24 protein-coding genes are annotated in these 23,611 nt (G+C 35.8%); 12 read left to right on the top strand and 12 right to left on the bottom strand.

Annotated features, from left to right (window positions below; genetic code table 11):
• Window position 1 precedes the first annotated feature (1 nt).
• From AB4J89_RS08850 to AB4J89_RS08835, 4 genes are read right to left on the bottom strand one after another with little or no spacing between them, the layout of a single operon-like run.
• A complete protein-coding gene (locus AB4J89_RS08850) occupies window positions 2-2,101 on the bottom strand; it encodes an EscV/YscV/HrcV family type III secretion system export apparatus protein (protein ID WP_088494465.1) in 2,100 nt (699 codons plus the stop codon).
• 26 nt (window positions 2,102-2,127) lie between these two features.
• The gene (gene sctW / locus AB4J89_RS08845) at window positions 2,128-3,198 is read right to left on the bottom strand and encodes a type III secretion system gatekeeper subunit SctW (RefSeq protein WP_088494464.1); all 1,071 of its coding nucleotides are present in this window, start codon (window positions 3,196-3,198) and stop codon (window positions 2,128-2,130) included.
• 4 nt (window positions 3,199-3,202) lie between these two features.
• Window positions 3,203-4,915 (bottom strand): type III secretion system outer membrane ring subunit SctC, encoded by a 1,713-nt coding sequence (sctC, locus tag AB4J89_RS08840; RefSeq protein ID WP_311755245.1) that lies wholly within the window; start codon window positions 4,913-4,915, stop codon window positions 3,203-3,205.
• Window positions 4,899-5,654, bottom strand: a complete 756-nt coding sequence (locus AB4J89_RS08835) for a helix-turn-helix domain-containing protein (RefSeq protein ID WP_088494463.1) — start codon at window positions 5,652-5,654, stop codon at window positions 4,899-4,901. The genes sctC and AB4J89_RS08835 overlap by 17 nt, the downstream gene beginning before the upstream one ends.
• 295 nt (window positions 5,655-5,949) lie before the next feature.
• Between AB4J89_RS08835 and AB4J89_RS08830 the strand changes: the two genes are divergently transcribed.
• Genes AB4J89_RS08830 through AB4J89_RS08800 form a run of 7 tightly spaced genes read left to right on the top strand, consistent with a single transcriptional unit; the run spans window position 5,950 to window position 10,045 of the window.
• Window positions 5,950-7,029 carry a PrgH/EprH family type III secretion apparatus protein gene (locus AB4J89_RS08830; protein ID WP_088494462.1) on the top strand — a complete coding sequence of 360 codons (1,080 nt, stop codon included), beginning with the start codon at window positions 5,950-5,952 and terminating at the stop codon, window positions 7,027-7,029.
• A 51-nt stretch (window positions 7,030-7,080) separates the two neighbouring features.
• Entirely contained in the window at window positions 7,081-7,335 is a 255-nt protein-coding gene (locus tag AB4J89_RS08825) for an EscF/YscF/HrpA family type III secretion system needle major subunit (RefSeq protein ID WP_088494461.1), read from the top strand.
• 23 nt (window positions 7,336-7,358) lie between these two features.
• Window positions 7,359-7,643 carry a type III secretion system inner rod subunit SctI gene (gene sctI, locus AB4J89_RS08820; RefSeq protein ID WP_311755244.1) on the top strand — a complete coding sequence of 95 codons (285 nt, stop codon included), beginning with the start codon at window positions 7,359-7,361 and terminating at the stop codon, window positions 7,641-7,643.
• Between the two features lie 2 nt (window positions 7,644-7,645).
• The gene (sctJ, locus tag AB4J89_RS08815) at window positions 7,646-8,395 is read left to right on the top strand and encodes a type III secretion system inner membrane ring lipoprotein SctJ (protein ID WP_368468956.1); all 750 of its coding nucleotides are present in this window, start codon (window positions 7,646-7,648) and stop codon (window positions 8,393-8,395) included.
• On the top strand, window positions 8,388-8,951 hold the full coding sequence (locus AB4J89_RS08810; protein WP_368468954.1) for a type III secretion protein: 564 nt from the start codon (window positions 8,388-8,390) through the stop codon (window positions 8,949-8,951). Before sctJ ends, AB4J89_RS08810 begins: the two co-directional genes overlap by 8 nt.
• Window positions 8,932-9,624, top strand: coding sequence for a type III secretion protein (locus AB4J89_RS08805; protein ID WP_088494457.1), 693 nt, complete (start codon window positions 8,932-8,934; stop codon window positions 9,622-9,624). The genes AB4J89_RS08810 and AB4J89_RS08805 overlap by 20 nt, the downstream gene beginning before the upstream one ends.
• Window positions 9,614-10,045, top strand: a complete 432-nt coding sequence (locus AB4J89_RS08800; protein WP_368468952.1) for a hypothetical protein — start codon at window positions 9,614-9,616, stop codon at window positions 10,043-10,045. The genes AB4J89_RS08805 and AB4J89_RS08800 overlap by 11 nt, the downstream gene beginning before the upstream one ends.
• Here the strand turns inward: AB4J89_RS08800 and soxR are convergent, their stop codons facing one another.
• Window positions 10,046-10,495: a redox-sensitive transcriptional activator SoxR gene (gene soxR, locus AB4J89_RS08795; RefSeq protein WP_088494455.1), complete on the bottom strand. Its 450-nt coding sequence runs from the start codon at window positions 10,493-10,495 to the stop codon at window positions 10,046-10,048.
• 110 nt (window positions 10,496-10,605) lie between these two features.
• Here soxR and AB4J89_RS08790 point away from each other — a divergent pair, with 110 nt between their 5' ends.
• From AB4J89_RS08790 to AB4J89_RS08770, 5 genes are all read left to right on the top strand, one after another.
• Window positions 10,606-11,028 (top strand): DoxX family protein, encoded by a 423-nt coding sequence (locus tag AB4J89_RS08790; protein WP_368468949.1) that lies wholly within the window; start codon window positions 10,606-10,608, stop codon window positions 11,026-11,028.
• A gap of 46 nt (window positions 11,029-11,074) precedes the next feature.
• Window positions 11,075-12,181: an efflux RND transporter periplasmic adaptor subunit gene (locus AB4J89_RS08785; RefSeq protein WP_088494453.1), complete on the top strand. Its 1,107-nt coding sequence runs from the start codon at window positions 11,075-11,077 to the stop codon at window positions 12,179-12,181.
• A 12-nt stretch (window positions 12,182-12,193) separates the two neighbouring features.
• Window positions 12,194-15,271, top strand: coding sequence for a MexW/MexI family multidrug efflux RND transporter permease subunit (locus AB4J89_RS08780; RefSeq protein WP_368468947.1), 3,078 nt, complete (start codon window positions 12,194-12,196; stop codon window positions 15,269-15,271).
• 182 nt (window positions 15,272-15,453) lie between these two features.
• A complete protein-coding gene (locus AB4J89_RS08775; RefSeq protein ID WP_088494451.1) occupies window positions 15,454-15,828 on the top strand; it encodes a type II toxin-antitoxin system RelE/ParE family toxin in 375 nt (124 codons plus the stop codon).
• Complete coding sequence (locus AB4J89_RS08770) at window positions 15,800-16,099, top strand: helix-turn-helix domain-containing protein (protein WP_075673532.1); 300 nt, start codon at window positions 15,800-15,802, stop codon at window positions 16,097-16,099. Before AB4J89_RS08775 ends, AB4J89_RS08770 begins: the two co-directional genes overlap by 29 nt.
• A 233-nt stretch (window positions 16,100-16,332) precedes the next feature.
• Here the strand turns inward: AB4J89_RS08770 and AB4J89_RS08765 are convergent, their stop codons facing one another.
• The 7 genes from AB4J89_RS08765 to cutC all read right to left on the bottom strand — a co-directional run bounded on the left by AB4J89_RS08765 (window position 16,333) and on the right by cutC (window position 23,581).
• Window positions 16,333-16,659 carry a multidrug efflux SMR transporter gene (locus AB4J89_RS08765; RefSeq protein ID WP_004245856.1) on the bottom strand — a complete coding sequence of 109 codons (327 nt, stop codon included), beginning with the start codon at window positions 16,657-16,659 and terminating at the stop codon, window positions 16,333-16,335.
• Window positions 16,660-16,754: 95 nt separating this feature from the next.
• Window positions 16,755-17,171 (bottom strand): multidrug efflux SMR transporter, encoded by a 417-nt coding sequence (locus AB4J89_RS08760; RefSeq protein ID WP_088494450.1) that lies wholly within the window; start codon window positions 17,169-17,171, stop codon window positions 16,755-16,757.
• 35 nt (window positions 17,172-17,206) lie between these two features.
• On the bottom strand, window positions 17,207-17,911 hold the full coding sequence (locus AB4J89_RS08755; protein WP_368468944.1) for a hypothetical protein: 705 nt from the start codon (window positions 17,909-17,911) through the stop codon (window positions 17,207-17,209).
• 17 nt (window positions 17,912-17,928) lie between these two features.
• On the bottom strand, window positions 17,929-18,573 hold the full coding sequence (locus AB4J89_RS08750) for a phosphate propanoyltransferase (RefSeq protein WP_088494448.1): 645 nt from the start codon (window positions 18,571-18,573) through the stop codon (window positions 17,929-17,931).
• Complete coding sequence (locus tag AB4J89_RS08745) at window positions 18,573-19,088, bottom strand: BMC domain-containing protein (protein WP_088494447.1); 516 nt, start codon at window positions 19,086-19,088, stop codon at window positions 18,573-18,575. The genes AB4J89_RS08750 and AB4J89_RS08745 overlap by 1 nt, the downstream gene beginning before the upstream one ends.
• A 13-nt stretch (window positions 19,089-19,101) precedes the next feature.
• Complete coding sequence (gene cutD / locus AB4J89_RS08740) at window positions 19,102-20,052, bottom strand: choline TMA-lyase-activating enzyme (protein WP_088494446.1); 951 nt, start codon at window positions 20,050-20,052, stop codon at window positions 19,102-19,104.
• A gap of 100 nt (window positions 20,053-20,152) precedes the next feature.
• A complete protein-coding gene (gene cutC / locus AB4J89_RS08735; RefSeq protein ID WP_088494445.1) occupies window positions 20,153-23,581 on the bottom strand; it encodes a choline trimethylamine-lyase in 3,429 nt (1,142 codons plus the stop codon).
• Between the last annotated feature and the right edge of the window lie 30 nt (window positions 23,582-23,611).

Here is a 23,611-nt window from a genome sequence, read left to right as displayed (position 1 = left end):
CCTAAATAGATTGTAGAACGTTAATTTCAATATCTGATGTAATTTCATCATAAGACAACACAGATAATTGTGGATATTGTGATTCTATTAGCTTTTTAACAAATCGTCTTATATCTATTGCGGTTAAAAATATATAATCTTGTACATATTTAATTTCATCAATAGCAGTAGATATTTTCTCTATTATCATATCAAGCTCAGCGGGTTCTAAGTTCAAAAATGTTCCTGAAGAACTCTGTCTTATTCCGCCCCGGATTATTTCTTCTACATCATGAGATAAAATAATCACATTAAGTTTTCCATCATCTGAAAAAAAATAGCTAATATAACGCGAAAGCAAAGAGCGAATATGCTCAGTTAAAAGTATCGGATCTTTTTCTTTGCTTCCCCATTGCACTAATCCACCTATAATTGTTTTTATATTTCTAATAGGAATTTTCTCTTGTATTAAACGTTGTAAAACATCATTAATACGTTGAATAGAAACTTGTCTATAACACTCTTTTAAAAGCTCTGGTGAATTCTCTTCTATTTTATCAAGAATATTTTTTGTTTCTTGTATTCCAAGGAACTCAACAATATTAAATGTAATTAAATTAGAGAATTTCCTATAAAAATAAGTCTCAGCTAACTCTAACCTATAACCTAATAATTCTATTTTATCTTTATCATTTTTACTAACCCAATAATTTTTAATATTATTATCTTGAGTTTCTATTGCTTTAAAATTTAGAGATGAAAATTCATCATTAGGATTTTCTATATGAATAAATGGAAAAGGACAATCAAACTCATCAGCCTTAACTTCATTTATTAAAATAATAATTTTATTCTCTTCAATTTTGTCTGAATAATGAACGACAATATCGGGAAGCAATACACCATACTGTAAAATAAATTCTTTTTTTAACCATTTCTCAAAAACAATTTTTGAAAGATATGTTTTTTTCTTAGAAGATACTGAGATGATTAAAGGTAATGTTTCCGCTTGAGATAATGTAATATTTTCTTTTGATAAACTATTCTCATCTTCTGATTCATTTTTATTTGAAAATAAATTTGAGATAAGTCCTTTCTTATTGTCAGGATCATCATCATTACTCTTGTCTTCTTCATGATCTGTTATCGTTTCTTTTTTCTTACTTTTCCATTGTTTTTTAAAGAAATATCCCCCTAGTAAGACAGATAGAATAAGGAACACTGGTGTTGGAAAACCAGGTAAGAAACCAATAACAAAAGCAAGGATAGCAGTCACTAATAGTGCGAAGTCTTGAGCTAGCAGCTCATTCATAATACTAAAACCAAGATTATTATTTTCACCACCAACACGAGTAACAATAAAACCAGCACTAATAGAAATCAGTAATGCTGGAATTTGCGCAACCAGTCCATCACCAATGGTTAAAAGAGTATACGTATGTAATGCCTGTGTAATTGAGAGATCCATTTGTGCCATACCAACAGAGATCCCTCCAATTAAGTTAACAAATATGATCACAATTCCGGCAATGGCATCTCCTTTAATAAATTTCATTGCACCATCAAAAGAACCATATAATTGACTTTCTTGTCCCAACTCTTTTCTTCTGATTTTCACTTCTTCATTATTAATGATGCCGGATTTTAAATCCGCATCAATGCTCATTTGCTTTCCAGGCATACCATCTAAAGAAAAACGAGCCGCTACTTCAGCAACACGTTCAGATCCCTTTGTAATAACTAAAAACTGAACTATTGTAACAATTGAGAAAACAACGAAGCCAACAACTAAGTTTTCACCAATGACAAACTCACCAAATGAAGTAATAATTTCACCCGCATCAGCATCTAATAATATTAGTCGGCTAGTACTAATCGAAAGAGCAAGCCTAAAAAGAGTCGTGATAAGTAATAATGCTGGAAAAGTCATAAAGTTCAATATTCTTGTAATATAGAATGAACTCATAAAAATAAGCAGAGATATAGTAATATTTAATCCAATAAGAAAATCGACAATGTAGGTTGGCAATGGAATAATTAACATCATAATAACCAAAATCATAACAGATAATACAATGAGTTCTGGTCTGTTTTTTATTGCCAATAGAAATCTATAAATCATAAACATTACCCATAAATTATTTTAGTCTATTTTCTTTGCTGATATTGTTCTAATGGAAGATATTTATCTATAAATTTCTGTATAATTATTTGGCATTCATCTCTAAAATCATCAGACAAATATAATGATTCAGGGTATTTATTAAACATTGTTTTTAACCCTTGTAGTAATTTCATTTTTATATTAACTAAATAGCTTTTCCACTCTTTCTCTAAAAAAGAGATTAGTAGCTTTTCCATTTCTTCTGGATATGTCATTCCATAAAAAACCAACTGGTAAATTTCTTTTTCTATCGTTTTATTACTAAGATTTTGTTTTTCTAACTTATCTATATTAATTTCTATAAAACTATATAACGCACGTAATTTATTTATTTTATCAAATAAATAACCGAATTCTAAACTGTGTGATGGTGATGATTGCATATCACAAATCAAACTTTGAGTGAGAAAACTTAAAATAATTGTGCATTGCTTAATATCATAATCTTCTATCCACATTTTAAAAAAATAAATAGGCTTAAGATCGAGATTAATATAACTACGATAAAGATCTCGTAATTTTGATGCATCTAAAGAAAGTAATTTTGCAAATGCCTTTGCTTGAAGAGCAATATTAATGCCAGCACTAATTTCCCGTCCCTTTTCACCTTCAAGCAAACGTTTTATTTCATCTTCAATCTCTCCGTTTAATTGAGAACCTAACTTTTTCTTTCTAAGTAATTCTCGTAAAACCATAACGAGATCACTTTCATCAGGAAACATTTTACGTAAATAACGAAGTAAATCTTGCAAACTTCGCCCTGACTTTCTAAATAACATCATTACATTATCAAGTTTTTTATCCGCATCCTCTTCTAGAATATATAAAGAGCTTTGTCCTCTATTTGCTTTTTTATCTAATAATTGACCAAAACGTTGAGAGAATAGAGTTGCAACCATAGACATATCATCAGATATCTCAATTAATTGGTTTTGGTAATTTTGATGCTCATTAACTTTAGGCTGCTTATATTCAGTCTCTTGTTGGCTTTTTTTACCAACATTATTCTCTTTATTGATTAAATGCGAAGTAGAGGTATTAATTGGTCCAATCATGGCATTACCTCATAAAAACCTGAAGTTTTTGCAATGCTCGAGCTGTTTTTTCATCCATAGGCTTGAAAGGGTTTTCTGTTAATCCCTCTAAAACTTCAGTCTGCGTTTTTTCTAGTAAACGAGGCTGTAGCATAAAAATACGGATCATTTTTTTATTATTATCAGATTCATAACTAAATGCTCGACCAATTAAAGGTATAGCACTTAAAAAAGGCACTTTACTTTCTGCCTTCACATTATCTTCTCGTGTATATCCACCAATCAATAAGCTTCCACCTTCTGAAACACGAGCAACTGTACTGATATTTGTTCGATTAATAACGGGTAATTTTTCAACACTTTCATCGTCGCCATCATCATTTTTTTTCTCAGCACCATCTTCAAGATTAATGATCATCTCAATATCTTTATTTGTATTACCAATTCTTGGTAACACACTGATCATAGTGCCAAAGGTTGTTGATTCTAATGAAGCGACTCTTTCACCTTTTATTTGAGTATAAAAAGTCGTGTTGTTATCAAAAATTGCAGGGGTATTTTCTTGTGTTAATAAAATCGGGCGAGACACCATTTGAGCTTCACCATCTTCACTCAATGCTTTAATTTTACCTAAAAAGCTAAAGCCAGATGCGGCACTCAAACTTGCCGTATTAAAAAAGAAACTGCCTTTACCTGAGCCATAACTGGCTTGCCAATTAACACCTAAACTGTCTGCTTTATTTTTAGAAATATCGATTATCCATAACGACAGTTCAACTTGTCTTTTTGGTTTATCTAATTGAGCAATTAATGAACCTATTAATGCTAAACCTTCTCGGCTTGTTTTCACTAAAAGGCTATTTGAACCCGGCAAGGGGACTAATTCGACGTTATATTGCCCTACTTTAGTGATAATAGGAGCATTAGTTTCTTCAATATCATTTATCTCTTCATCGTATTTCTGGCTATCGTTATTTTCTAGAGCTTGACGAGGCTCCACCGTTGTTCTTTTTATTTCTTTAGAAGACATAAATAACTGCTGTAAAACAGAAGTAATACCTGGCAGTACCACTTTTTCATCACGTAAGGTATAAGCTCTATCTTGTACAAAGGTATTTTTTAATGGAAATATCTGTACAAACTCATCACCATAGCGAGAACTTCCCACCGGCACTTGGTTATTTGTATTTTCATTAATTTGCTCTTGAACATTATTATCTAAAAATTTAGCTGCGGCTTTAACCAATTTAATATAAACCGGTGGGCCAGAAATATAAAAAGTACGTTGATCTCGACCTGCACGTAGTGGATAACGTGGGTCATATAATCCTACGTCTTGTAAATACTCTTTTAGCTCGGTTAGGTTTATATTATTTACCTGAAAGAGTTCTTGTAAAATTTCACTACTCTCATAAATATAGATTGACTTTCCATCGTTAAAATAGAGCAATGACAAGCGTTTTACCATCAATTCAAATGCTTCTTCAGGTGAAGAAATATCAAAATTTCCAGTAATTCTCTCCTTTTTTACCGCACTACTCAGAATAAAAGGTTTATTTAATTTATCTGATAGCACAAGAAAGAATTGTTCTACCCGAGTATCAACAGCGATAAACACATCAGGTTTTTTTACCTGATGTGTATAGATAACCTTTCCTTGTGCAGCTTGGATTTGAAAAGAAAGACCACAACAAAGTACTAGCCCAATGACACAATAAATCTTATTTTTTATTTTCATAAAGATGCTGACCAATTCGACGAAATTCTGTTGGTGTAATACCAAATAGCGTCTTGATTTCATTTGAGAAATGAGACGCTGAACTAAATCCATTATCGACGGCAATTTGTGTTAGTGATTCATCAGTTGATAGCGTGGTTAAAATGGAAGATGCCGCACGCCATGAACGTAATTGACTTTTTCCACAATTACCTAAATAACGTTTACACAGTCGTCTAAAATGTGTACCTGATACACCATATCGTTCTCCAATTTGTGCAATATTACTTTTCTTCTCATCTAAATAACTAATGAGATGTAAAATAAGCCAATAACTTTCACTGTGTCTTATCGTGACAAATAAAGGCTCTAATTGGCTTTCTGCTTTTATTGCTTCATTTATTAATACGTATTCGAGAGATTTATTAGTATCTTCTATATAAAAAATCTGCTGATTAATATCAAATTCAGATCCTATTGCTGTCATTTTTGAAAAATCACGAGCATAATCAATGAACGCCAATAATCTTGCACAAATAAAAAATGAGCGTTTTTCAATTTTCCATGACTGATTTTCAGATTGAAAAATAACATTTTCATTTTTTGAATTATAAATAAAAGCCTTTCCTTTTATAATTTTAGTCATTTTGTCATCATGTATTTTTACTGGAAACTCATCATTCAGAGGAATACAAAAGAATAATGAATTTCCAAGTAAAATATTTTTATCACCACTTATTTTTATATCATTTATTAACATAAGAAATACCTTAATTTATCCTATTGACCAATAAAAAATTAAAGATAGTAAACTATCAACTAATTTATTTTTATGTTTTTTCTTTATATAATACTACATTAATATTACTAATTATTAACTATAAACATGAATAACAAATTTTTTCTGTTTATTATTTAAAAAAAGTACTAGCAATATATCAATACTCACTATCAAATAAAAAACATGTGCTTTTTTTTAAAAGAATATTAATTATTATTTCACTAAACTATATTTAAATTATGAATTAATAACATTTTATCATTAGGTTAACTCTATGCTTTATTACATTTACATTCTTTCAGGTCCATTAAAAGGAACAATTGTCCCCTTACCTCCTAATCGCTATTCATTTTTTTTACAAAATGAAAAACAACATAATGATAATAAAGAAGAAAATGAAAAATCAGTACTTTATATTCCTTGTGATAATAAGGAGTGTGAAAAAAAGCTAACTATTATACTTGATGGAAATAATAGTGAAAATAATAAATATATAATTGAGCGTAGTTTTATACCAAAGGAAGTTAATAAAGAACATGCTTTACCAATAAATAAACCATTGTATTCAAATGGCATTCCTATTTTTTTAGTCAGTAACAAAAGTGATTTATCTCTTAATTCATCTCATTTTAAAAAAAATACCAAGAGATTAATCACCAGTAAAAAGGCATATATATCATTAATACTAATAATTTCAATCCTTATGATATTTATATTTTATACAAACAGGCCAAAAGAAAAAACAATCACACCAATTATGTCAGAAAGTCTAAATTTTAAAGGTTTTCAAGGAGAAAACGGGTATTATTGTATTTTTGATGATTTATACCTTCTGTCAAAACCAAAAAATAACTCAGAAAGTAAAGTTTTTTATATAGATAAAAGAAAAATAGAAAATTTAATGATAGAAAATAGTCATAAAAAAATACATTTAATTTTAAAAGATAAAACTAAGCCTATTGTTAACTTCATTTATCATAATGATAATGAAAAACTAAAAATCATTGATGGCATAAATAATCAATTCTCAGAAAGTTGTTCCCCTACAATTAAAGAGATTTCAATTCCAAACATCATTAGTGATATAAATAAGTTAGAGATAACTAAAACAATAGGTTATACCATTGAAGAGAAAAATAATGGTCTAATATTTATTTTTGATGGTTTATTAGATAAGAAGAATAAAGAAAAACTTGATACTTATATCAAAAAACAAACGGCCATTTTTGGAAGAAAATTTCTCTTTTATCGTGAAAATATAAGTAATCCAATTTTGAAAAACAAAGCAACCTTACAAGAAGAACGTGGATATATCTTTCTTGATAATCAACATCGCTATTTTCCTCAAGGGTAATAGTGATATTTAAAAATCATAACTTAGTATTAAAACTAGAGGAATAATATTATGCCAGCCTATCCTGTTGCTGATGATGTCAGTTCTATTGATAAAATTGATGATTATTTTCAAGAACCTGTTAAAGCCCAAAGCGAAGCGCTAAAAGTTGCATTAGATGCATTAAAAGCAGATACATCAAATGCCGCTGCCTTAGCTGATTATCAAGCCAAACTCGCTGAATATAATATTACGCGTAATGCACAATCAACGTCGATTAAAGTTGTGAAAGACTTGGCGATGAGCATTATCGGGAATATGCGTTGATTTTTATTTAATGGAGATTATATATGGCAATTAATCCTGTTGTTCCTGTGCATTTAGCAGCGCTACCAAATGATAACAGTGATAGTGATAATAATTTATCTTCAATGATGATTAACACTGTAACAAGCGGCTTTCAGTATGAAAAACAGATCCAAGAAAAACTAGCGACATTAAGTCAATTAAGTGATGTTCAAAGTTATACCAAGCTACAAACCACACTTAATGACTATACAATTACAATGAATTTAGCGAGTACTTTAGCTAGAAAGTCACTGAATATTGTCGAAACATTACTCAAGGCCCAATAGTAATGAAAATGCGATATTTGTTATTGGCGTTATTATGTTGCCTGTTTCCATTATTAAGTGGTTGTAAAGATCAATCACTACTCACTAATTTGGATCAAAGACAAGCAACGGAAATTCAAGCTGTTTTACAGAAGCACCAAATAACCAGTACTCGTAAAGCATTAGGAAAAGGGTTATTTGATATTTCTGTTAACAAAGAAGATATGGGCATTGCAATTCAAATTTTAGAGGAATATCAATTACCCACATTATCCCGAATTGAAGTGACTCAGCTATTTCCATCAGATGCATTAGTATCATCACCACAAGCTGAAAAAGCACGGTTAATTTCCGCTATTGAGCAACGATTAGAACAATCATTACTCACTATTGATCATATTATTGATGCTAGAGTTCATGTGAGCTATCCCATCTCTCCGACCGAACGCGTTATTCCGACGCCTCATGCTTCAGCATTAGTTTTTTATGAAGAAAGTACGCTCGATAATGATCAGTTAGGTGAAGATGTTCGTGCTTTTATTCACAATGCCTTTAATGATATGAATGAGGATAATATTACCGTTTTGTTGTATCCACGAAATATTAATAAGTTCAATATAATAAATAATCAGCTTTCTCAAAATAATTCTGATTCATTTTTTAATTCTTGGTTATTTCTAAGCTTATTATTGGTGGTTATCGCCGCTATCATTGTAATTTTATTAATAATATTCCGACGGAAAAAAGCACAGAAGGAGCTGGATAATGACTAATCTTACTTCTGAGCAATTCGAAATAATATCTAATGTAATGTATGAACCGCTCAGTTATCTTCATTCAGATTACAACGTATTAGCTTCAAGAGAAGAAAATACAATTTGGCAAAAATTAGCTAATCGCCAATTAATTAAGCAATACCAACTTATTAATCAACTTGATTGTGATATTGATATTATTGTAGAAAAAATTTTTACTCATTGGATATTACTTCCTCGTTGTGCTCTGTTTTTAGGCTATTTTTACTCTAGAGAAACGCTTTTATTATCTGGTAATTATTATCATCTAGAACCACAATTAAAAGCGTTTTTATCTCTTTATCCAGTTTTAAATATTGATAAGAAAACAACTATTTCTCTGAAAAATATCGCGACAATGGATATCGGCTATCAATTGCTATTTGATTTCATTCATTCAATTTCAATTGCACTTTCTCAGCGCTTTACATTACTTTTTCCACCACAATCCTTGTCGATTGAACTCCCTCAATCACTTTTTTTGTCTCGTTCTCTTTTTCTTTTGGTACTTGATTATGCTGCGCTCTCTGCCTGAAGATCTTTTAACATATACGTGTGAAGGTGTATTAATACGAGCTCGCTATGTTCGACAACTCGATAATATTTATAAAACAGAATTAGCTGCCAAACACGCAGCAAAAAAAATCATTCGAGATTTTAACAATAAACTAGAAAAACATAATGAAGAGATAGTAAGCCAAGCTTATAGCAAAGGATTACAAGCATTATTAAGGGATATCTTAAATTTTGCAGTGCAATATCAAGAGAAGTTGACGCATTATGAATTTCAGCAAAGAGAACACGTTACAGCGACGATTGCTCAATTTTTTGACTCTCCCGATATACAAGTTGAACTAACTCACCGTTTAATTTCAGCTATTCCGAAAGAGAAAAAAATCACTTTGAATATTCCTGCGACATTGCGTCGCTATCTCGAACCTAAACTCAATAATGCCAATATTGAATTGATATCTCATAACAGTAAAACGATCGCTATTCATGCTGGTGATCAAATTACTTTTTTTGATCCCGCCCTTTTAATTAATGATCTAAAAACACAATTTCATCGGCCTTTTTCTGAGTCTTATCAGCCCATTTTCACCCAAGAAATAAAAGAGGCTTTACTAAATTTAATTGAGACCTTTGATATAACGGACGATATCTCCTCTCCAATAGACACAATAAGTGAAGATCATAATGAAGATTGATGCCTTAGCACCACACTCTTTATATAAATCACAATCCCATTTATCGACCTCAAGAAGTGTTACAGACCAGACAGTAGATCCGATAATGGCAACATTAAATCCTATTTTTTATCAACTCTTAAAAGTATCTAAAATTAATAAAGTACAAGATGTATTAACACTTATAAATCAATTTGATGTAAAAAATGAAGGCAACCAAACCTTAAAAGAAAAGCGCCAAGTCACTCTCTTAATGTATGCACGCCAAGCGAGTGAATTAGAAAATAGTGATGATAAAGATGTGATTAATCAGGCTTTAGTTTCGCTTCTTTCTTATCAAGGTTTTTACCATCAAGTTACCCTTGAATTATTGGGAATGACTGATAACCAAGAAGACTATGATGGCTTTTTCAAACCAGATAGCGCCTCATTCTCATTTTGATTATAAGATCTGAGGACCTGCTCCTTTTTCACCTAAAATATCATCAGGATTACGTAACGGACAATCACTCAATGATAGACAACCACAGCCAATGCAGTGATCAAGCCCATTACGTAGCCGTTTAAGACGGCGAATACGTTCATCTAGTCGCACTTTCCAGTCCGTTGATATTTCGTGCCATTGTTCTGCCGTTAATTTACTATTTGGCGGATATTTTCCTAGTATTTCCTGAATTTCTTTTAACGGAATACCTGTGCTTTGCGCCGCTTTTATAATCGCCACATAACGTAATACAACGGGTGGGTAACGGCGCTGATTACCGGCACTTCTATAACTTTCTATCAATCCTTTCTCTTCATAAAAATGCAATGTTGAAATAGCAACACCACTACGCTTTGCCACTTCACCTACCGTAAGTGCTCTATTGAAATCTATTTTCTCTTTTTCCATCTTTTCCTCTTGACCTCAACTTAACCTGAGGTTTTATAGTCCCCTCCTCAAATTAAGTCAAGTCAGTCGGATGCTGGCTTTTGTTTTTTAAGATTGTTGAGGTCAGACAAATGCCAAATTCAATTGCACGTATTCTCGAAAGTCGCTCTATGTGGCTTATCGCTAGATTACTCATTCTTGTTTTGTTTCTCTCCTCTGGCTTTGCCAAGGTTTTTGATTACCAAAATAGTTTGGCTGAAATGCGTGCAGCAGGATTAACTCCGGATTGGTTCTTTAATATTGCCACTGCGATCGTCTTACTTTGTGGCTCACTTTTAGTGCTTTTCGATCGCTATCTATGGCTAGGTGCTGGCGCTTTAGCTGTCTTTTTATTTTTAACTATTGTGATTGTTCATACTTTTTGGGATATGACGGGAGATAAAGCCATGTTGTCGATGTTTTTTGCAATAGAGCATCTAGCCGTTATTGGTGGATTAATGACCACAGCAATGACAAGTCATTTCAGAGCGTTATGGAAAAAAACTAACGCATAAAAACGATAAGAAATATAAAAACTTTCACTATGGGATCGGCAATAAAATGAATAAAAAACTTACTATTACGATATGTGCCTCACTCTTTTTACTCAGTGCAGGTGCTGCGGTTTATGCAACTACGTCATCTGATGAAGATGCAACACAGCAATTTGCTTACCCACCCACGAAAGTGGCATTAGCAACCGTACAATCATCAAAATTACCGAACAATATGCAAGGTGTTGGAGAATTAGAGGCTGCACGCCAAGTTTATTTAGCCGCTGAAACCAATGGTCGAATCGCTGTGATTAATTTTGAGTCAGGGCAAACTGTTAAAGCAGGCCAAGTTTTAGCTAAATTAAATGATGAGCCTGAACAAGCGGAATTATTACGTTTACAAGCTCAATTAACTAACGCAGATAAACTCTATTCCCGAACAAGACAGCTTTATAGTAAAAATGTCGCCGCCGCTGCGCAATTAGACAGTACATTATCTGAGCGCGATATGATTGCCGCATCCATTCGCGAAGTGAAAGCGCGAATTGCACAAAAAGCAATAAAAGCGCCTTTTGATGGCATTGTCGGAATAAAACTAGTTCATGAAGGACAATACCTTAATGCTGGCGAACGTGTCGCTTCACTTGTCGATGCGAGCCATTTAAAACTCAATTTCTCACTTGATGAGCAAGCAGCACCAAAAATTTCCACAAAACAGCCTATCAATATCGAAGTCGATGCTTATCCTGAAATGGTATTTACAGGTTCTATTAATGCCATCGATCCTCTTATTGGCCCTTCTCGTACTGTACAAGTACAAGCTGTTTTACCTAATACCGATAACAAATTAAAAGCGGGCATGTTTGCTCGTGTACAAGTTACCTCTCCAGATAGTCCTATGGTATTAACCGTACCAGAAACAGCAGTCACTTATACTGCTTATGGAGATACCGTGTTTGTAGCGCAGTCTGACAATCAAAAAAACCTTATCGCTAAGCGTGTCTCTGTGAAAGTTGGATTGCGCTACAACGGCATGATCGAAATAAAAGAGGGTTTAGCCCTTGGTGATCAAATTGTCTCATCAGGCCAAGTTAAATTAAGTGATGGCATCTCAATTGAGCCTATTGAGCAAGATACATTAGCGTTGGCTCAATCAGCGACAACAAAACCATAACAGGAGTTAATAATGAAATTTACCGATATTTTTGTTCGGCGACCTGTTTTGGCATTAGTTGTTAGCACACTGATCCTTTTACTGGGCGCATTTGCGTTCAGTAAACTGCCTGTTCGCCAATATCCAATGTTACAAAACTCAACAATTACAATTGCAACAGACTATCCCGGAGCATCATCTGAACTGATGCAAGGGTTTGTGACACAACCGATCACTCAAGCTGTTTCCTCTGTTGAGGGCGTTGATTATATTTCCTCTTCGTCTGTTCAAGGGAAAAGCTTAGTCACCGTCAGAATGGAATTAAACCGTGATCCAACTCAGGCCTTAACGCAGGTAATGGCGAAGGTAAATCAAGTTCGTTATAAGTTGCCAGAACAAGCTTATGATCCTGTTATTGAGCTTTCATCAGGAGAATCTACAGCGGTAGCTTATGTCGGATTTTCAAGTGAGCAGCTTTCTATCCCTGAACTCACTGACTACCTTTCTCGTGTTGTGGAACCGATGTTCTCATCCATCAATGGTGTTGCTAAAGTACAGGTTTTTGGTGGTCAACAATTGGCGATGCGCTTGTGGTTAGATACAGATAAACTGGCTGGTCGTAACTTAACGGCAAGCGATGTCGCAAATGCAGTACGTCGTAATAACTATCAAGCCGCCCCTGGGAAAGTTGAAGGCGAATTTGTGATTGCCAACGTTTATGTCAATACTGATCTCACTAATGTCGAAGAATTTAAAGACATGGTTATCATTAATGATGGCAATAACCTTGTACGTTTACGTGATGTCGGTACTGTCGAATTAGGTGCTGCGGCTACTGAAACCAGCGGTATTATGAATGGTAAAAAAGCCGTATTCTTAGGTCTGTTTCCGACACCAACGGGGAATCCATTAGTCATTGTTGATGGTATTAGAGATCATCTTCTCGATATTGAAAAAACCTTACCTCCTAGTGTCGATGTAGAACTGGCATTTGAAACCTCACGTTTTATCAAAGCCTCTATTAACCAAGTAGTACAAACCTTAATTGAAGCTATTTTAATTGTTATTGCCGTTATTTATCTCTGTTTGGGATCGTTCCGCTCTGTTCTTATTCCTGTGCTTGCTATTCCATTATCGATGTTAGGTGCCGCCGGTTTAATGCTTGCCTTTGGTTTTAGTATTAACTTGCTCACTCTACTGGCAATGGTTTTAGCAATCGGATTAGTTGTGGATGATGCGATAGTGGTTGTTGAAAACGTCCATCGCCATATTGAAGAAGGGTTATCGCCTGTTCAAGCCGCTTTAGTCGGTGCGAGAGAAGTTGCCGGCCCTGTTATTGCAATGACGATCACGTTAGCCGCCGTTTATGCTCCTATTGGTTTAATGGCTGGATTAACGGGTGCATTATTTAAAGAATTTGCCATAACATTGGCAGGTAGTGTGATTGTATCCGGTATTGTGGCATTAACCTTGTCGCCAGTGATGAGCTCGTTAATGTTAAAACCAAAAGAAAATGAAGGCAGAATGGCCAAAATAGCCGAATATGTCTTTGATAAACTGGCTCATTATTATGGTTACGTACTCAATTTTTCTTTAGCTAATCGCTGGTTAACCGTTGTTTTTGCCTTAGCCGTGTTTGTCAGCTTACCGTTTTTGTATAGTCAGACAAAACAAGAGCTAGCTCCTTCAGAAGATCAGGCGAGTGTCTTAACCGCCGTAAAAGCACCGCAACATGCAAATCTTGCTTATGCTGAACGCTTTAATCAGAAGCTTGATGAAATTTATATGAGTCTGCCTGAAACAGACAGTACGTGGATAATTAACGGTACAGATGGGCCTTCAGCCAGCTTTGGTGGCATTAACTTTGATGGTTGGGATTTACGTGATCGCGACGCAGATCAAATCCAAGCTGACTTACAAAACCGCGTCAATAATGTTGAAGGTACTAGCATTTTTGCTTTCCAATTAGCGTCTTTACCCGGCTCAGTAGGTGGATTGCCTGTACAAATGGTTTTACGTAGCCCGTTAGGTTATCCCGTTCTATTTGAAACAATGGAAAACATTAAACAGCAAGCAAGAGAAAGTGGTTTGTTTGTCGTGGTGGATAGCGATTTAGATTACAACAACCCTGTCGTTCAAGTCGCCATAGACCGAGCTAAGGCCAATAGTTTAGGTATTCGCATGCAGGATATTGGTGAATCACTCTCACTATTAGTCGGTGAACACTATATCAATCGCTTTGGTATGGATGGTCGCTCTTATGATGTTATTCCACAAAGTGTACGCCACCAACGTTTAACACCAGCTGCACTTGCTGGACACTATATTCGTACTCAAGATAATGTTCTGATCCCATTATCAACAGTTGTGAATATTACAACTCAAGTTGAACCCAATAAACTGACACAGTTTAATCAACAAAACGCCGCTATTTTCCAAGCGATCCCCGCACCTGGTGTCACGATGGGACAAGCAGTCGCGTTTCTTGAAACAGTGGCAGATTCATTACTCGCGGGCTTTAGCCATGATTGGCAATCTGATTCTCGCCAATTCACTCAAGAAGGAAATACGTTAGTCTTCGCCTTTATTGCCGCGCTTATCATTATTTATTTAGTGTTAGCGGCACAGTATGAAAGTTTGGTTGATCCTTTGATTATCTTAATTACCGTACCGCTATCAATTTGCGGCGCATTAGTTCCTCTCGCTTTAGGGATGGTGACACTAAATATCTATACTCAAATTGGTTTAGTCACACTAATAGGGCTTATCAGTAAGCACGGCATTTTAATGGTGGAATTTGCCAATGAATTACAAGTTCATAAAAATCTAAACCGTCGTGATGCCATTATTGAAGCTGCAAAAATCCGACTGCGCCCTGTTTTAATGACAACGGCAGCAATGGTGATTGGACTTATTCCTCTGTTATTTGCCAGTGGTGCAGGTGCTAATAGTCGCTATGGATTAGGGCTGATTATTGTGTCAGGTATGTTAGTCGGCACACTGTTTACCCTATTTGTGTTACCAACAATGTATAGTTTCTTGGCTAGAAACCATCAAATCAGTGCTCAAACTGAGCGTCAAAAACAGTTACAGCAAGTCGGTGAGCAGTAAAAGTAAAAAATAAAAAGCAGTCATGTCGTAAAACCAATCCCCATTGTGAATGCAATGGGGATTTTATTTATTAATGGGAATACTTTGAAAAATAAACACTACCTTGCTACTCTAACGAGTATTGAAATATAAGTTGTAGCTTATTACCCTAAAAATAAGCTATAACTTATATGAGGTGAACTGTGTGGAATGTATTATTTACAAATAATTTCGATTCTTGGTTATTAGAACAAAGTAGCGAGTTACAAGAACGAATTTTAGCAGCCTTACAGAATCTGGAGGTTTATGGACCGAGGTTACCAAGACCCCATGCTGATAACATCAAAGGTTCAAAATATCCCAATATGAAAGAGCTCCGGATACAACATATAGGGAAGCCTATACGAATATTTTTTGCGTTCGATCCAACTAGAAAAGCCGTTGTACTGTGCGCAGGAAATAAAACTAACAATAAGAAATTTTACCAAACGATGATCCATATCGCGGATCGAGAATTTGCCTCATATCTTTTATCAATAAGAGAAGACAATGAAAACACTTCAACAAGCTATCGCTGAACGTTCTCCTGAAAGCCAAGAGCGTATAAAAAAAATGGCTGATGAATTGATACTAGAAACAGGACTACAAATCTTAAGAGAAGAGTTAAATATTTCACAAAGAGAACTAGCTACTCACCTAGGAATTTCTCAACCTGCAATTACCCAAATCGAGCAAAGAGGTAACGATCTAAAACTGGCAACATTAAAACGCTATGTTGAAGCTTTGGGCGGTAAACTTAGCTTAACAATTGAATTACCTACTGGTGAAGGTCGTGTATTTCATCTTTAAATTTAGATAAATAAAAAGCAGTCATGTCGTAAAACCAATCCCCATTGTAAATGCAATGGGGATTTTATCTTTAAAGTTATCAAGATAAACTCAGATCTGTTTTGAAAAAAATCGTTAACTGAAATCATAGTATAAAAATATCATATCGTGATTTTTTATATTTAAAAAAATAGAAACACTGAATCTATTTCATCTAACACTCAGTGTTTCTATTAAAAATAATTAATATGCAACTACATAGTAGAGAATGTATTCATAATTATCCCACCAGAGATAATCAATGCCATCGAGAATATGGCTGGTAAATCTGGTTTTTGTTTATATAAAATCATCGCAACTAAGGTCACACCGACAATACCAAATCCACACCACAGCGAATACGCCACACCAACAGGGATATATCCCATTGCGCGTGTTAAGGCGAAATAACAAATACAGTAAGCAGCAATAACTAAAACAGAAGGGGCTAATTTACTAAAACCGTTGGTCTTTTTAATCATTGACGTACCAGTGATTTCAGAACCAATAGACAGCGCCAGCCATAAGAATCCGGTAAACATAATTGTTATCCTTATTTGTTTTAATAAAATAACTATTATTAAAAATAGACTTATTAAAAATAGATTTATTAAAAAATATTTATCAAGAAATAGACTTATTTATTAACTGGCGATGCAGTTTGTTTAATATTAGAGGTTTCAGTTGTTTCTTCTTCCTCTTCTTCAGAACCCATTTTCGAGAAGAGATTCATAATCACAATACCACTGGCAATAACAGCCATACCAATCATGGCAGCCGTATCAGGATGTTGGCCATAAAACAACATACCTAAAGAAGAAACCACTAAAATCCCTGTACCTGACCACGTTGCATAAGCCAAGCCAACAGGAATATTTTTAACTGCACGTGATAATGAGTAATAACAAATAACGTATAAAACAACAATTAAGCCTAATAATAATGTTTTGGTTGTTCCTTCACTATTATCAAACATTTTTAAAGTAGAGGTTGCTGAGGTTTCTGAAATAATAACCGCCAGCATCCAAAGCCATGATTTAGCTTTTGGTGACATAATAAGACTCCTGAGTTATCAGATATAATTTAAGATTAATTTTTCAAACTTTTTAAATATTCAATAGCAGAATCCGTCAATTTATCTTGCGATAAATGATATTCTCCAGGATTATTCATTACTTCTTTCAAAGTAATATAGCGATTATTATTCTCTTGTTTAATTTCAGGTTTATATTCAGGTTTAGCTTGATGCTTAACATCATGGTTTATTAAATTAGCTTCAACATCATTTATAGAGTGAAACATAATACCCATTGATTTTAATCGGCTAATATTTTCCTGAATAAGCAGGTTGTACTCTTTATTTTTATTTAAACCTAAAATCTCATTTAATTCACTTTCTGGTTGGCAAAAATAAGGTAATGCAATAACAGGAATATTTTGAGAAAGTGCAGAATGAATTAGCTTTCCTTCTTCACTTATAAATAATCCGTTAATAATTTCACCCACCAGCTTTTTATCAAAATAAGGAACAAACAGTGCGTGATAAGTCGATAACTGCTGGCAATCGAACTCACTCGCATTATATATTTCCCCTAGATGACGCCATTTCGACAAATCATGACTGATTTGTGCCGATGCTGTAACAAAAAGAGAAAATCGAATATGAGAAAAAGTGTTAATACGCTGACAAATTTCATCTTGATATCCCGGCGCAGGTGTAAGTGCCAACAACACCGACTTTTTCATTCTTTTTTCTATTTCAGCCACTATCCTTTCAATTAACTGATTGTCCATTACGTCACCTCATTGTCTTAGCTGACAATAAATACGCTATCGTTGTTACGAAGTCCTGCTGCATTAGCTTCATCAGTATCTATATGAAATTCCAAAGCAAATTTTTCACTAACACGAACGACAACTTCATCAAAAATCAGACTACGCTCACCTTCTGTTTTAACCTGTACTTTTTGCCCATTGATGACATTTAGCATTCTGGCGTCAATTTCACTCATATGAATATGGCGTTGAGCACAGATCACTTGCTCTTGTAATTCAACATGACCCGCAGGTCCCATTAATACAGCTTGACCAGAACCAACCAAATCACCTGACTCACGTACTGGCGCTTTAACACCTAATGCAAAACAGTCTGCTTTTGAAATTTCTAACTGACTTTGTGGACGAACCGGACCTAAAACACGAACTTTACTGATCGAGCCTTTTGGTCCTACAACCATCACACACTCTTTTGCTGCAAACTGACCCGGTTGTTTTAAGTCTTTAAACGGCGTGAGCTGATAACCCTTACCAAATAACGCTTCAACATCTTGCTGTGAAAGATGCACATGACGATTAGAAATACCAACAGGGATAGCCATTCCTTGTGCCTCGCCTAGCATCACTCCATGAGCGGGTAAGCGAGAGAGAATTTTTCCCATGAGTTGTTGATTAATCATTATTTTTTACCTTTACGGCTTTCTGGTTTGATCTCTTTTTTACTGCTTTGTGCTTTATCTGTTACTGCTTTAGTTTCAGAAGCAATATTTTGAGCCTTCAAATCCGCAACTTCTTTTGTGGTTTCAATGTGCTCAATTTCGTTTTTAACAGGGGCTTCAACTCTTGTTTCAACGGCGGTTTCAACAACTTTTTCAATGACTGTCTCTTGTGCTTTTTCAGCAACAATAGGGGCTTTTTTCTTACCTTTTACTGTAAGCAGTTTAGTAATAACGCTTGGCTCTGGTCTTGCGATAACCAATGAACCAATCACCAGCTCTTTTTGGCTCACCACATCAACGCCATGATCAACTGCTGTTCTTACTGCACTGATCTCTCCCTGAAAACAGATTGATACCAAGCCAGATCCCACTTTTCGGTATCCGATAATTTCTACATTTGCCGCTTTACAAGCCGCATCTGCGGCTTGAATAGCTGCGGTTAATCCTCGTGTTTCAATTACACCTAAACTGTTCATCTTTCTCTCCTACTTAGTGACGGACAAGACGGATATCGAAATCAAATTTCTTAAAGAAGGCTTCTAAACTGTCTAACTCTTCTGGCGTATAACTTGGATCGTTTTTTATCGGGTAGATCATTTCCAATTTTTCGTATTTGTTACGTCCAAATTGGTGATAAGGAAGAATATCGATACGCTGAATATTGCCGCGTTTAGAGAGTTCCATTGCGTAGTTAATCGCCCCAGTGATCGCGTCATAAGAGTCGTTATAGCCTCGTACTAAAGGCATACGGATCACCACATTTGCACCGAGATCCATTAAACGTTCTAGGTTACGACGGACATTCTCATTACCAATGCCAAACAGCGCTTTATGCTGAGTGGTATCAATGTGTTTGATATCAATAAGAAATTGATCAACCACTTCCGCTAATTTTTCATAATTCGCCACGTTGGTAGTCGCTTGTGTTTCCACCGCGGTATTGATCATCATCTTTTTACATTCACGTAAAAGCGCAACCGCAAAATCAGTTTGTAAACTCATTTCACCGCCACCGATTGTGACACCACCTCCTGAAGAGATGTAAAAATCATAATCTTGCATGATGATTTTCATTAGCTCAGGGACAGAAACATCTTTTCCCATAATATCAAGGGCATCAGAGATACAGACTTCTTCACATTTACGACAACCAATACAATCAACAGCGCGATCAACACGATGAACTTGTTTACCACTTTCATTGGTTGTCATGTAGTGCACACCCGCCGGACAAACATCAACACATTTACCGCAATCTACACATTTGTCGTGAGAGTACATTACCTGAAACTCACTGCTGAGACCTTCTGGATTTGAACACCAAGGGCAGCGGATATTACAGCCTTTTAAAAAAACGAGAGTACGAATACCATCACCGTCATAAATAGAGTATTTCTGGATATTAAATATCCGCCCTCTTATTTCTGCTGCCGTCTCCATCTTTACGCCTCCAAATCTGCATCAAACATCCCTGTTCGATAAATTTAAATCTTGTCTTGTCGATTAAAAGGGATAGCCTACGCCATCCCTATAGCTGTAATTAGAATTTCTCAATCACAGTACGACTGATAATTTCATCCTGAACTTCTTTACATAATTCAACAAAGTAAGCACTGTAGCCTGCAACGCGAACAATCAAATCGCGGTATTTTTCAGGCTCTAATTGCGCTTTTTTCAGCACTTCATTATCGACATAGCTAAATTGCATCTGACCGTTACCCAAAATGGAAGCCGTTCTTAATAAGGTAATTAAACCTTGGCGACCTTCATTGGTATCTAACAATCCTTTCAGGAATTTGAAGTTATGAACCATACCAATGTTCATGGTTTCAACATTCATCTTGCTGATTGATTTGATAATCGCAGTTGGACCATGTTTATCAGCACCTTGTGTTGGGCTGATACCATCTGACAATGGTTTCCATGCTAAGCGACCATTTGGTGTAGCTGCTGTTAACTCACCAATTGGCGTATTGTTAGAGATAGACAGCGTACCGTGGCTCAGAGTGGAATAGAGCATTTTGTATTTACGGCATTCACGCTCAGTCCATTCCGTAATATCTAGCGCATATTGGTCAACAACATCATCATCGTTACCAAATTTCGGTGCATTTAAGCAGTCGCGTAGCAACTCTTCTTGGCCTTCAAAGTTAGCTAATAACGCATCACGGATTTGTTCTAAGGTGTATTTTTTATCTTCATAAACAAGTTTGCGAATAGCTGCCATTGAGTCCACATAAGTCGCTAAACCTGAGAAGATAAGACCAGGGCCATGGTTAACCATTGCACCGCCGGCAGTAACATCTTTACCTTGTTCCATACAGCCTTCAACCAGCAGAGACATTAATGGTTTCGGCGCAACATCGCGGTGAACACGTTGGCTGATCACTGTACCAATTGCGGATAAGCGAACAATATGAGCAACTTGCTCTTTTACAGCGCGGTCGAAATCTTCATAAGTACGCAGATCACGTAAATCACCGGTATCTAGACCTTGATAGCTATCGAACAACACCATACGACCACGGTTTAATACAAACTCAATCGCAATAGGCCATTGGGTGTAACCTGTTGATGTCCATTGATAAATACGACCAGATTTTTGTGGCTCAACACAACCCATCAGACAATAGTCACGCGCATCTTCAAAGTCGAAGCCTTTACGTAGCATCATTTTGATATGAGAATCATCGAAGTGACATGCAGGGAAGCCCATACCGGCTTTAACCACATCAACAATTTTTTCCATATATTGCTGTGGAGATTGGTTATGAATACGACATGCTAGTGATGGTTGATACACTTTCACAAAGCGCACTGCATCCATAATCAGGTAAGTTAAGTCGTTACACGCGTCGCCACCAGAGCGTTTTTGTCCACCGATAGTTAAGTTGATAAATGGCTGATAACCTGCGAAATACTTCGCACCTAGCTCACTCGACATCCACATTAACTCAGCACATTTGATGATAAAGGCTTGCATCATTTCCAGTGCTTGTTCACGTGTTAAACGACCTGATTTGATATCGTTTTCATACATTGGGAAGCAGTATTGGTCTAAACGACCTAAAGAAAGACCAGTTTGGTTCTCTTCCACTTCAAACAATGACTCAACCGTCCAGATACTTTGCAGTGCTTCTTGCAGTGTTTTTGGTGGATTAGCAGGTACGTTTTCGTTAACTTGAGCAATCGTCAGTAACTCTTCACGACGTTGTGGATTGCTCTCTTTTGATGCTAATTCACGCGCATGTTCTGCAATGCGATGGGCGTAAGCAATCACACCTTCACAGCTTTCAATAGATGCTTTGTAGAAGTAGATACGGTCGATATCAGCAGGGTTTTCCATGCTTAATTCAGCCAGTTTTGCTTGCGCATCGGCTTTAATACCGTTCATACCTTTAGTGAAAAGCAATACGTCATAACCTGGGCAAGTATCGCCACCACCATTAATTTGGTGATAAGAAAGGTCACTGACAAAGGTTTCACCACTAAATTCCCACACACCCGCTTCGCGATATTGTGCTTCACAAATTTCATCTAAAGAACGACCTTCCCAGAATGGAACAATCTCTTCGCGAATGACTTTTTTGTCTTCTTCTGAAATTTGGAATGGATCTTGTGGACGTGTGCTCATGGTATCGAGTTCATCACGAACCCAGCGCCATGCGATATCAGGAGAGAAAGCACCCGCACGCGCTTTTCCACAAGGATGTCCAACAATCAGCTCTTCATCTTGAATTAAGATAGGTGCGGTTTCACATGCACGACGGAATGCTTTTGCACGCAGTAGAATCGGTGGTAAGCCTGGGTTATTACGGACAATTTCAGTAAACGCTAATGCTCTGTAGATAGAGACACTTGGGCGAGCTTCTAAATAGCGATTACGTAAGCGTTGTAAGCGAGGCGTTAAACCTTCCATCACTTTGAATTCACCTGCATCAGCGCTTGGTGCAACAACGTTTGCAGAAGGTGCGGCATATTGAGGTTGTGAATTCATACGACCATTGTATAAACGCACTTGCAGTGAACTATGTAAAGTTGACAGATTAGCACGAGCAGATAGCAACATTTCTGATAATTCGTTAATGCTGACACGTGGATCGTTGATATCAACGCCTTGCGTCATGGCATCAAACATTGGATAACCATCAACTTCTTTAGTCGCACGTACTTCTGAAAGCTCAGCTAATTTCAGCCATACGCTTTCAACAATTTCATACGCTTGTGCTTGTGTTAAACGACCTTGGTCGAGATCACGTTGGTAGAACGGATAAAGTGCTTTATCAAATCCCATTGGATTAATGGCATAGCTACCATTTTCCAGATGTAAGACTAATTGCAGTAAATAGAATACTTGGACCGCTTCTTTAAAGGTTTCTGCTGGTTTTGCAGGTACTTTACGTAATACCGCTGCGCTATCTAATAATTCTGCTTTACGGTATGGGTTACCTTCCATTGCAGCTAAATTCTCTGCTTTTGCAGACAGAATTTGTGCAAAATACAGTGCTGCATCACATGCATAAATAGCTGATTTACAGTAATTAGCTTCATCCATACTGCTACGATTTACGGCACTACCAATGCTTCTAATTCTGTCTTCAAGCTGTGCTTTGATCGCTAAGAAACCTTGGTTTACCACCAGCATATAATCAGGTGATGCAACGCTATTATTAATACTTAAAAAGCGATAGATAGAGTCGCTACGCACTTCATCTTCAGTGTGAAAAATCGCACCGCGTGGTGTTGATGACTGGCTGCCGATAATCAGTTCATCTTGTGCAATATAGCTTGGAAAATGACGGATAAACTCATAAAAACGTTGTGCAGGTTTAATCGCTTGTGGAACACCCGCAATGCTGTTGTCCAATGAATCAAAAATTGTCGCACGCTCTGTACTGATTGAGCTATTACGTGAAACTAAACGTTCTGCCAGCATTTTTACGCGTGGCGTCAAAGAATATTTGGCCATGTGAGGCTCTCCTGATGTTCTTTACTTGAC

Origin of the sequence: Proteus sp. STS61-E, from assembly GCF_040932335.1 — a bacterium.
Classification (GTDB): domain Bacteria; phylum Pseudomonadota; class Gammaproteobacteria; order Enterobacterales; family Enterobacteriaceae; genus Proteus; species Proteus mirabilis_B.
Note: the sequence above shows the minus strand (reverse complement) of the source record. Positions and strands in the feature narration are given on the sequence as shown.

Coding starts and splice junctions, on each gene's coding strand:
- AB4J89_RS08810 (WP_368468954.1), top strand. CDS start 8,388: ATGACTAATCTTACTTCTGAGCAATTCGAAATAATATCTAATGTAATG.
- AB4J89_RS08765 (WP_004245856.1), bottom strand. CDS start 16,659: ATGTTTACCGGATTCTTATGGCTGGCGCTGTCTATTGGTTCTGAAATC.
- AB4J89_RS08770 (WP_075673532.1), top strand. CDS start 15,800: ATGAAAACACTTCAACAAGCTATCGCTGAACGTTCTCCTGAAAGCCAA.
- sctJ (WP_368468956.1), top strand. CDS start 7,646: ATGAAAATGCGATATTTGTTATTGGCGTTATTATGTTGCCTGTTTCCA.
- AB4J89_RS08780 (WP_368468947.1), top strand. CDS start 12,194: ATGAAATTTACCGATATTTTTGTTCGGCGACCTGTTTTGGCATTAGTT.
- AB4J89_RS08825 (WP_088494461.1), top strand. CDS start 7,081: ATGCCAGCCTATCCTGTTGCTGATGATGTCAGTTCTATTGATAAAATT.
- cutC (WP_088494445.1), bottom strand. CDS start 23,581: ATGGCCAAATATTCTTTGACGCCACGCGTAAAAATGCTGGCAGAACGT.
- AB4J89_RS08790 (WP_368468949.1), top strand. CDS start 10,606: ATGCCAAATTCAATTGCACGTATTCTCGAAAGTCGCTCTATGTGGCTT.
- AB4J89_RS08850 (WP_088494465.1), bottom strand. CDS start 2,101: ATGATTTATAGATTTCTATTGGCAATAAAAAACAGACCAGAACTCATT.
- AB4J89_RS08745 (WP_088494447.1), bottom strand. CDS start 19,088: ATGAACAGTTTAGGTGTAATTGAAACACGAGGATTAACCGCAGCTATT.
- sctC (WP_311755245.1), bottom strand. CDS start 4,915: ATGAAAATAAAAAATAAGATTTATTGTGTCATTGGGCTAGTACTTTGT.
- AB4J89_RS08760 (WP_088494450.1), bottom strand. CDS start 17,171: ATGTCACCAAAAGCTAAATCATGGCTTTGGATGCTGGCGGTTATTATT.
- AB4J89_RS08750 (WP_088494448.1), bottom strand. CDS start 18,573: ATGATTAATCAACAACTCATGGGAAAAATTCTCTCTCGCTTACCCGCT.
- sctI (WP_311755244.1), top strand. CDS start 7,359: ATGGCAATTAATCCTGTTGTTCCTGTGCATTTAGCAGCGCTACCAAAT.
- soxR (WP_088494455.1), bottom strand. CDS start 10,495: ATGGAAAAAGAGAAAATAGATTTCAATAGAGCACTTACGGTAGGTGAA.
- AB4J89_RS08785 (WP_088494453.1), top strand. CDS start 11,075: ATGAATAAAAAACTTACTATTACGATATGTGCCTCACTCTTTTTACTC.
- AB4J89_RS08835 (WP_088494463.1), bottom strand. CDS start 5,654: ATGTTAATAAATGATATAAAAATAAGTGGTGATAAAAATATTTTACTT.
- AB4J89_RS08755 (WP_368468944.1), bottom strand. CDS start 17,911: ATGGACAATCAGTTAATTGAAAGGATAGTGGCTGAAATAGAAAAAAGA.
- sctW (WP_088494464.1), bottom strand. CDS start 3,198: ATGATTGGACCAATTAATACCTCTACTTCGCATTTAATCAATAAAGAG.
- cutD (WP_088494446.1), bottom strand. CDS start 20,052: ATGGAGACGGCAGCAGAAATAAGAGGGCGGATATTTAATATCCAGAAA.
- AB4J89_RS08800 (WP_368468952.1), top strand. CDS start 9,614: ATGAAGATTGATGCCTTAGCACCACACTCTTTATATAAATCACAATCC.
- AB4J89_RS08805 (WP_088494457.1), top strand. CDS start 8,932: ATGCTGCGCTCTCTGCCTGAAGATCTTTTAACATATACGTGTGAAGGT.
- AB4J89_RS08830 (WP_088494462.1), top strand. CDS start 5,950: ATGCTTTATTACATTTACATTCTTTCAGGTCCATTAAAAGGAACAATT.